The sequence below is a fragment of the Micromonospora sp. NPDC049799 genome, assembly GCF_040656655.1.
Taxonomy (GTDB): Bacteria; Actinomycetota; Actinomycetes; order Mycobacteriales; family Micromonosporaceae; genus Micromonospora.
This window is the reverse complement of sequence record NZ_JBFAMU010000202.1, coordinates 1-8,709: the sequence shown is the minus strand read 5'-3', so window position 1 is coordinate 8,709 and position 8,709 is coordinate 1. Positions and strand designations below refer to the sequence as shown.

Genomic DNA, 8,709 nt, shown 5'->3' with positions numbered 1-8,709 from the left:
CCGGCGAGACGGTCGCGGGCGAGCCGACCGCGGTGATCACGGCTGAGGCCGGCGACGCCCCGACCGCCGTCGAGGGCGAGGCCACGAAGCCCCGCCGCCGCCGGCGCCGTCGTGGTGGCGGTGGCTCCGCCGCCGGTACGCCGGCCGAGGCGACCAGCGTCGACTGATCGACCGACCACGAACGTCCCCCGCCCCGGTCCCGGAGCGGGGGACGTTCGCTGCGGACGGGCTGTCAGGGACGACCACGCGGCTCGCGTGACGGGTGCGCGGACCAGCAAGGAGGGTGGAGCGGTGCCGGAGTCGTTGGAGGGCGCGCTGGCCGAGGTGCGGGCGTTGCTGCTCGATCCCGCGCTGACACGGGCGGTGGGTGCCGGGCGACGGCGGGGACAGCGCCCCTCGGTGGTCCGGGCCGAACTGCGGCCGGTCACCCTCAAGGCCGGTCCCCGTCTGCAGATCTCCACCTCCGACGGCGCTCGGCCGTACACCCGCAACGTCGCACCCGGTCCCGAGGCGGGCGCCGCCGTGGACGCGCTGCTGGCCGAGCCGTTCGGCAACTGGCACGTCGAGACGGCCGACGCCACACTCCAGCTCCGGGTCACCAAGTCGGGCGAGGCGCAGGTGCACCGCGCCGCCGTGAGCCGTCCCGCGCCGGAGCCCACCGGGCACGACCGCGCCAAGGACTGGCTGCTCGATCCCGGCGACCCGATCTTCACGGAGATCGGCGGGTCGGCGGCGAAACGGCGGCAGGTCGACGCGTTCCTGCGCGCCCTCGCGGCCACCCTCCCCGAGGAGCTGACCGGCCCGCTCCGGGTGGTGGATCTGGGCTGCGGCAACGCGTACCTGACGTTCGCCGCGTACCGGTGGCTGGCCCAGCGTGGGCTCGACGTCGAGCTGGTCGGTGTGGACGTCCGGGAGGACCAGCGGCAGCGCAACACCGAGCTGGCCGAACGCCTCGGCTGGGGCGACCGGGTGCGCTTCGTGGCCGGCACGATCGCCGAGGCGGTCGTCGAGCCCGCCCCCGACCTGGTGCTGGCGCTGCACGCCTGCGACACGGCCACCGACGAGGCCCTGGCCCGGGCCGTGCGCTGGCAGGCGCGCTGGGTGCTGGCCGCACCGTGCTGCCACCACGACGTGGCGGCCCAACTGCGGGCGCGACCCGCCCCGGCGCCGTACGAGCTGCTGACCCGGCAGGGCATCCTGCGCGAGCGCTTCGCGGACGTCCTCACCGACGCGCTGCGGGCCGGGCAGCTCCGGCTGCACGGCTACCGGGCCGAGGTGGTCGAGTTCGTCGACTCGCGGCACACACCCCGCAACCTGTTGATCCGGGCCCGACGCACCGGCGCGGACCCGACACCCGCGCAGCGGGCCGAGTACGAGGCCCTGGTCGACCAGTGGCGCATCACCCCGCGTCTGCAGGCGCTGCTGACCGCCTGATCAGCGCCGTCGATCCCCGTTGTTCCGCGTGCGCCCGCCGGTCAGCGGCCGCTCGGAGTCCGACGGTACGGACGGGAACGGCACCACCTTTCCGGTGCTCTCGGCGTTGCCGGCGGCGGCGAAGGCGTTCCAGGAGATGTCCACGAGCAGGCGCTTGAACTCGGCGTGCCGCTCGGCCGCGTTGCGTTGCAGCGCCATCCGGGCACCGAGCACCACGGCGACGAGCGTGGTGGTGATCGCGCCGGTGGCGGCCAGCAGGTGCAGGCCGGTGGCGGTGTCGCCGCGAACCGCCAGGAGGACCAGCCAGATCCAGAAGCCGGCGGCGAAGACACCGGCCTTCGCCACGAAGAAGAGACTCACCACACCCGGGCGGTGCGGCATCGGACGGTCGGGGGCGGCCATGCTGCTCCTCGTGCTCCGGCCGTTCCCGTCGGCGGTCCGGCGCGGTCAAAATGTGTTTGATGGGTGACGAAGCGTCGATTTTAGTTGAGGAATGACAATGATCAAGTGGTCCCGTGCCGCTTCGCGGCATTGATCCGCCGGCCGGTCCCGCCGACAGGACGGTCTGGTCGATCAGTCAGTTGCTTCCGTGATACCCCGTACTACCCTCGACGATGCGCACCACCGGGTGCCGGTCGGGAGGGACGACCCGCTGGAATGGCTTCGTCAGAGGTATCGCCGCAGGTGGCGTTCGCACGCTTCGTGCGGCGCGCGATCGACGACGCCCGCGAGGAACGCGGCTGGACGGTCACCGACCTGGCGTCCCACACCGGGGTCGGTCGCTCCACCGTGTTCCGCTGGCTCGCCGGCGACTGGCAGGACTACCCGGAACTCGCCAAGGTGCGGGGCTTCTGCGCCGCGCTCGACCTGCCGGTCGCGGCCGCGTTCCGCGCGCTCGGTCTGCCCGACGCCGGTCCCGCGCCGCGTCGCCGCGCCGACGACGGGCCGGTCGAGGCCGACGTCCGGGTGATCCTGCAACGGCTCGCCGACCCCACCGTGCCGGCCGAGGAGAAGCACCACATCCGCGATCTGCTGCGCTACCTGGCCCGCCGGCCGATCCGCCGGGTGGGCTGAGCCGCCCGACCGGGCCCGTCCCGTTCAGGGCACGTCGACGGTGAACTCGGCGGTCCGCACCACTCCGCCGACCTTGAAGTCCAGGTAGAGCCGGTACCGCCCGGTGGCGGGCGTGGTCACCCAGAACGTCGGCGTACCGTCCACCAGTTCCGGCTCGGGGTGGACGTGCAGGTAGCCGAGATCCCCCTCGCGCAGCGCGACGAGGTGCCCGTACGCGCCGAGGTGCCGCTCCAGGGCCGCCGCACCGCCGTCGGGCGCGGTGAACCGGAAGGTGAGCGGCGCCGACACGCCGACCGCCGGATCGCCCCGGCGGGCGACGGTGAACCCGTCGACCGTCGCGGAGGTGGCCGCCGCCGGGAGCGGCCGGGGGGCGTACCCGCCGGGCACGACCAGGTCCACGCCGAGCGTGGCGGCCGTCTGCCGACCGTCGTCGGCCAGGGCGGTGAAGTCCGCGTACGCCCGCCACACGCCGGGCTCCGCCAGGGTCAGCGGCATCGACCAGGTGCCGTCGGCCGCCATGGTCGGGTGCAGGTGCTGGTAGCCGGTCAGGTCGCGGCGGACCACGATGAGGTGCATCGGCTTGTCGTGCACGACGGCGAACCGGGTGACCGGCCGACGCTGCGCGTCCCGCACCTGGAACCGCAGCTCGCCCGGCCGTCCGGGGGCGAACTCCACGCCGGCCGGTGCCAGCGTGTAACCCGCCGAGCTGACCGACAGTCCCCGCGTCTCCGCCGCCACGCCCTGGCCGCCACCGTGCTCGTGGGCACCGGTGCCGGCCGGGTGGCTGTGGTCGCCCGGGACGCTCGCCGCGCCGACGGCGGCCGACGGGCCACCGTTGATCCGGCCGAGGCCGAAACCGAGCAGGACGGCGAGCACCAGCCCGCCGACGACCAGCGCCAGACGCAGGGTGCTCCGGTCCGGCACGGCGGAGACCTGGTCAGCGGGCTGCCGGTCGGTCATGGCCTCCACGCTACCGGCGGGCCCGGGTGCTCCGGCCCGGCGGCGCCGCGGCGTGGCGACCGTCGCAGTCCGGCCCGGCCGGGAACTTTCCCGCCCCGCCGGACGACGGAACGGGCAGGTCGGCCGGAACGCCGCCGGCCCGCTCAGCCCGCGACCGCGAGGGCGAGCGGCAGCACGTCCGGCGCACCGGCCCGGCGCAGTTCCCGGGCGACCATCGTCATGGTCCAACCCGAGTCGACCAGGTCGTCGACGAGCAGCACCGGCCCGGCCAGCCCGCCGAGGGCATCGGCGACCTCGTCGGGCACGGTGAAGGCACCGTGCAGCGCGCGTACCCGCTGGGCGCTGTTGCCCCGCGCGCCCCCGGCGCCGGACGGGCCCACCGGGGCCACGTGACCGAGCAACGGCAGCCGACCGACCGTGGCGATGCGCTCGGCGAGCGACCCGACCAGCCGGGGTCGACGCCGCGACCCGACCGCCACCACGCCGGCGGGACGACGCGGCCACGGGTCGTCGCCGTGCGCCCACGCCTTTAGCACCTCGACCACGGCGGCGGCCACGTCGTCAGGCACGGGCGCGTCCGCCGCCTCCGGCCCGACCAGGGTGCGCAGCCGCCCACCCCAGCCGAGGTCCGACAGGCGGCCCACCGCCCGCCCGGGCAGCGCCTGCTCCGTCGGGGGGATGCGGCCCTTCAGGGGAACGCCGACCGCGTCCAACCCGGTCGGCCACAGCTTCTTGGGCGCGACCTCCACACCGGGCCGCCCCAGGAAGGTCTGCGCGGCGGTCAGCGCGGCGTCGGACACCTCGGCCGGGAAGAGCGGGCCGGCGCAGCGGTCGCACCGCCCGCAGTCGGCCGCCCCGGTGTCGTCCAGGCACTCGCGCAGGTAGCGCAGCCGACAGCCGGGCGTGGTCGCGTACTCCCGCATGGCCTGCTGCTCGGCGGTGCGCGCGGCGGCGACGCGGCGCAACCGGACCTCGTCGTAGGCCCACGGCTCGCCGGTGGCGAGCCACCCACCGCGCACCCGGCGGACCGCGCCGTCCACGTCGAGGACCTTGAGCATCAGCTCCAGCCGGGCGCGGCGCAGGTCGACGATCGGTTCGAGGGCCTGGGTGGAGAGTGGCCGGTCGGTGTGCAGGGCGGCGAGCACGGCCCGGACCTGCTCCTCCGGCGGGAAGGCCAGCGAGGCGAAGTAGCGCCAGATCGCCGCGTCCTCGACCCCCGGCAGGAGCAGCACCTCGGCGTGGGCGACGGCGCGACCGGCGCGGCCGACCTGCTGGTAGTACGCGATCGGCGACGGCGGCGCGCCCAGGTGCACCACGAAGCCGAGGTCGGGCTTGTCGAAGCCCATCCCCAGCGCGCTCGTCGCGACCAGCGCCTTGATCTTGTTGTCCAGCAGGTCCTGCTCGGCGGCGCGGCGGTCGGCATCCTCGGCCTGCCCCGTGTACGACGCGACCGGGTAGCCCCGCGAACGGAGGAACTCGGTGGCCTCCCCCGCCGCGGCCACGGTGAGCGTGTAGACGATCCCGGAGCCGGGCAGCTCGTCGAGATGGTCGGCGAGCCAGGCCAGCCGGTGCGCCGGGCTCGGCAGGTCGAGCACGCCCAGCCGCAGGGACTCCCGGTCCAGGCTGCCCCGCAGCACGAGGGCGTCGCCCAGTTGCTCGGCGACGTCCTGGGTGACCCGGGCGTTCGCGGTGGCCGTCGTGGCCAGCACCGGCGTGTCGTCCGGCAGGTTGCCGAGGAAGGTACGCAGCCGGCGGTAGTCCGGCCGGAAGTCGTGCCCCCAGTCGGAGACGCAGTGCGCCTCGTCGACCACCAGCAGACCGGTGGTGGCGGCCAGCTGCGGCAGCACCGTGTCCCGGAAGTCCGGGTTGTTCAGCCGCTCCGGGGAGATCAGCAGCACATCCACCGCACCGGCGTGGATCTCGGTGGTGATCTCGTCCCACTCGTCCAGGTTGGCGGAGTTGATCGTGCGGGCGCGGATGCCCGCCCGGGCGGCCGACTCGACCTGGTTGCGCATCAGCGCGAGCAGCGGCGACACGATCACCGTGGGGCCGACCGGCCCGGTGTCCGGCGGCGGGCCGGCGACGTCGCGGTCGCGCAGCAGCGCGGTGGCGACGAAGTAGACCGCGGACTTGCCCCAGCCGGTGCGCTGGACGCAGAGCACCCGGCGCCGGTCGACCACCAGCGCCTCGATCGCCCGCCACTGGTCCTCGCGGAGCCGGGCGTGCTCACCGGCCAACCGCCGCAGCACCGCCTCGGCCCGCTCCCGTACCGCCGTCCGATCCACACCCATCCGGCATTTCTACCAGCGCTGGACGACACCACCACTGTCGATCATGAGTGTCCCGCCGGGAAGGGGTGGTTGCCGAGGGGCAGGTCGTCGTCGCCGTCCTCGTCGTGGTGGTGCGGCGACGGGCTGCGCGGGAGGAACAGGAGCACGTCGCGGAGCTGCTCGGTCGAGGTCGGCGGCAGCAGGCAGCGCCCCGCGAGCTCTTCCACGGAGACGTACGGGCCACGCCGCCAGCGGTCCGCCGCGACCATCCGGCACTGGTCCGGGGTCAGGCCGGGCAGGCGGGCGAGGACCACGTCGGGCACCGAGTTGACGTCGATCAGCCCACCGTCGTCGAACGTGCGGGGCAGGTCGGGACGGCCGATGCGCAGCTCGTGACGGGCCGCCGGGTGGTGGTGGAGCAGGAAGCGCGCGTGCTCCCGGTGAATCCGGCGTTCCTCGGCCGCCCGGTCACCGCCGGTGAAGATGCCCCGGACCCTCCGGTTGAGCAGGACCACGTGCACCGCGCCCACCGGCCAGCAGACGAGCAGGTATCCGAGGATCCCGAGAAACTCGGCGTCGGTCAGCTCCACGGCCGGGTCGGGGTCGATCCCGGCCACCAACCGGACGAAGCCGGCCAGGACGGCGAGGTGTCCGACGCCGGCCACCGTGAGGAGCCAGCTCCGCCGCCACGCCGCGTGGGCGAGGACCACCAGCCAGGTGAGGAAGCCCAGGGACACCAGGACGAGCAGGGTCCCCACGACCGTCGCCGACACGCTGGCCCAGCGGGGCACCCGCCGGGCCTGCGTCCGCCGCCGCGCGTCCCGGGCCGGTGGGCGTACGAAGACCGCCGGCGGGTCGGGAACCGGCACGGTCGCCGGCCGGGACGCCGCGGACGGTACGGCCGGCAGCGGCGTCCGGGCCGGTACCGGCAGCCGGGGGGACGGGACGGGGACGGGAGGCGGCTGAGCGTCCGTCGGCGTCGGCGACGTGGCGGCGGGGAGCAGCAGGGTCGGGTCGGCACGCAGGATGCGCCGGTGCAGCTCCCGCAGTTCTTCGCCCGGCTCCAGGCCGTACTCCTCGCGCAGCAGCTCGTCGACGTCGCGGTACGCGGCGAGCGCCTCGGCCTGCCGGCCGCTGCGGAACAGCGCCAGCATCAGCTGGTGGCGCAGCGGCTCCCGCACCGGGAACTCGGCGACCAGCTCGACCAGCGTCCCGACCAGCTCCCGGTGCCGCCCCTGACCCAGCCCCAGGTCGATCCAGCTCTCCAGCGCCGTCGCCCGCAGCTCGACACAGCGTTGCCGGGCGGCGTCGAAGAACGGCCCACCGAAGCCGGTGAACGGCTCGCCGCGCCACAGGTCCAACGCCGTACGCAGCTCGGCCGCCGCCTCGGCGGTGCGGCCCGCCTCCCGGTGCCGCTCGGCCCGGCGTACGCCCCGCTCGAAGCGGACCGCGTCGACCTCCTCCGGGTCCACGCGCAGGAGGTAGCCGGCGTCGGTCCGGGTGAGCACCTGACCCGGCGTGCGGGGGGAACGCTCCGGCTCCAGCACCCGGCGCAGCCCGGCGACGTGCTTCTGCACCACGTTGGGGCCGTTCGCCGGTGGGTCCTCCGGCCACACCGCGTCGACGATCTGCGCGGTGGTCACCGGCCGCCCGGCGGAGAGCAGCAGCACCGCCAGCACGGCTCGCTGCTTCCCGGGACCGAGGTCGATCTCACGGTCGGCGTACCAGGCGCGCTGGGGCCCGAGGATCTCGAAGCGCAGCGTCCCTGACATGCGATTCTTCCGCTCCTGACACCCCCGCTGCGTGCGCCACGGCAGAGCACGGCAGTCGGACGGCAGCATAGCGGCAGTGGTTCGGCGGTGCGGTCGTGTCAGGATCGGGCTCGGCATCAAGCCCCGTGTGAGAGAGAGACAAGCGACATGACGCAGCGAATCGGCACCGCTGGACTGCTCCGGCGGGTCGCCACCGGCGCGACCGCCGTGCTGGCAGCCACCACCCTGCTGGCCGGGTGCAGCGGCGACACGGGCGGGACGTCCGCGTCACCGTCCAAGAGCCCGGACCCGAAGACGGACCTGCTGGCCGCCGTGCCCGACGAGAAGGACCCGACGTTCCGGTTCAGCGGCACGGACGAGACGGGCTCCGCCGTCTCCGGGCTGGTCGACCCCGCCGCGAAGGGCACGGAGCTGACCGTGACGGAGAAGGACGCGGAGGCGGGCTTCACCATGAAGCTGTCGTTCCGGGTCGTCGAGGAGCGCTCCTTCATGAAGGTCGACTTCGACGGTGCCGACGAGCTGGCCGCCCTGCTCAAGCTGCCGAAAAAGTGGATGGAACTGGACGAGACCAAGATCGAGGACCCGGAGGGCGTGCCCGGGTACGAGGGCGCCGACCCGGGCAACACCGGCGTCATCCTGGGCGTCGCCGACGGCGTCGCGAAGCAGGCGGACGGGTCGTACACCGGCACGGTCGACCTGACCGGCGACCCGGCCGTGGCCGAGGCGATGGAGGGCCTGGACCTCGCCGCCCTCGCCGACAAGGCCAAGGCGGTGCCGTTCACCGCCACGGTCGGGCCGGACGGGAACCTGGCCACACTCACCCTGGACATCCCGGCGGCGGGCAAGAAGAAGGCCGCGAAGTACGTCGTCAAGTACTACGACTTCGGCACGGCCCCGAAGATCACCGCGCCGACCGGCGACGACGTGCAGGCCGCACCGGCTTCGGCGTACGAGATGTTGAACGGCTGACGCACGACGCACAGCGACGGAGCCGCGGCCACACGGGGGGCCGCGGCTCTCGCCCCGGTGCCCCCCACCCCCCGGCCCCCCGCCCCCCCACGCCGAACCCGTCGATCATGAGGTTGGCGGGGCGACACGCCGGTGTGCCGTAACTGGCCAGCGCTCCCGACTGGGAGTACACCAGGCCAACCTTGACCGGTGCGGCGCTGTCGCCGCCGCCGGAGGCGGTTTCCTGCGGG

The 8,709-nt window shown here is 74.6% G+C and carries 7 protein-coding genes; 3 read left to right on the top strand and 4 right to left on the bottom strand.

The genetic code is table 11. The features are described 5' to 3' along the window. Nucleotides 1-291: 291 nt before the first annotated feature. Nucleotides 292-1,434, top strand: a complete 1,143-nt coding sequence (locus AB0I76_RS16645) for an SAM-dependent methyltransferase (RefSeq protein ID WP_357035647.1) — start codon at nucleotides 292-294, stop codon at nucleotides 1,432-1,434. Here the strand turns inward: AB0I76_RS16645 and AB0I76_RS16640 are convergent, their stop codons facing one another. Next, on the bottom strand, nucleotides 1,435-1,836 hold the full coding sequence (locus tag AB0I76_RS16640) for a hypothetical protein (RefSeq protein WP_357035644.1): 402 nt from the start codon (nucleotides 1,834-1,836) through the stop codon (nucleotides 1,435-1,437). It lies immediately after the preceding gene. A gap of 255 nt (nucleotides 1,837-2,091) precedes the next feature. Here AB0I76_RS16640 and AB0I76_RS16635 point away from each other — a divergent pair, with 255 nt between their 5' ends. Next, on the top strand, nucleotides 2,092-2,508 hold the full coding sequence (locus AB0I76_RS16635) for a helix-turn-helix domain-containing protein (protein ID WP_357035641.1): 417 nt from the start codon (nucleotides 2,092-2,094) through the stop codon (nucleotides 2,506-2,508). Nucleotides 2,509-2,532: 24 nt separating this feature from the next. On the opposite strand, the gene AB0I76_RS16630 is transcribed toward AB0I76_RS16635, so the two are convergent. The 3 genes from AB0I76_RS16630 to AB0I76_RS16620 all read right to left on the bottom strand — a co-directional run bounded on the left by AB0I76_RS16630 (nucleotide 2,533) and on the right by AB0I76_RS16620 (nucleotide 7,510). Next, complete coding sequence (locus AB0I76_RS16630; RefSeq protein ID WP_357035638.1) at nucleotides 2,533-3,468, bottom strand: hypothetical protein; 936 nt, start codon at nucleotides 3,466-3,468, stop codon at nucleotides 2,533-2,535. Between the two features lie 143 nt (nucleotides 3,469-3,611). Beyond that, nucleotides 3,612-5,759, bottom strand: coding sequence for a DEAD/DEAH box helicase (locus tag AB0I76_RS16625; protein ID WP_357035635.1), 2,148 nt, complete (start codon nucleotides 5,757-5,759; stop codon nucleotides 3,612-3,614). Between the two features lie 41 nt (nucleotides 5,760-5,800). Continuing rightward, a complete protein-coding gene (locus AB0I76_RS16620; protein ID WP_357035632.1) occupies nucleotides 5,801-7,510 on the bottom strand; it encodes a BTAD domain-containing putative transcriptional regulator in 1,710 nt (569 codons plus the stop codon). Between the two features lie 147 nt (nucleotides 7,511-7,657). On the opposite strand from AB0I76_RS16620, the gene AB0I76_RS16615 reads away from it, so the two are divergent. Further along, a complete protein-coding gene (locus AB0I76_RS16615) occupies nucleotides 7,658-8,479 on the top strand; it encodes a hypothetical protein (protein ID WP_357035628.1) in 822 nt (273 codons plus the stop codon). The last annotated feature ends 230 nt before the right edge of the window (nucleotides 8,480-8,709 follow it).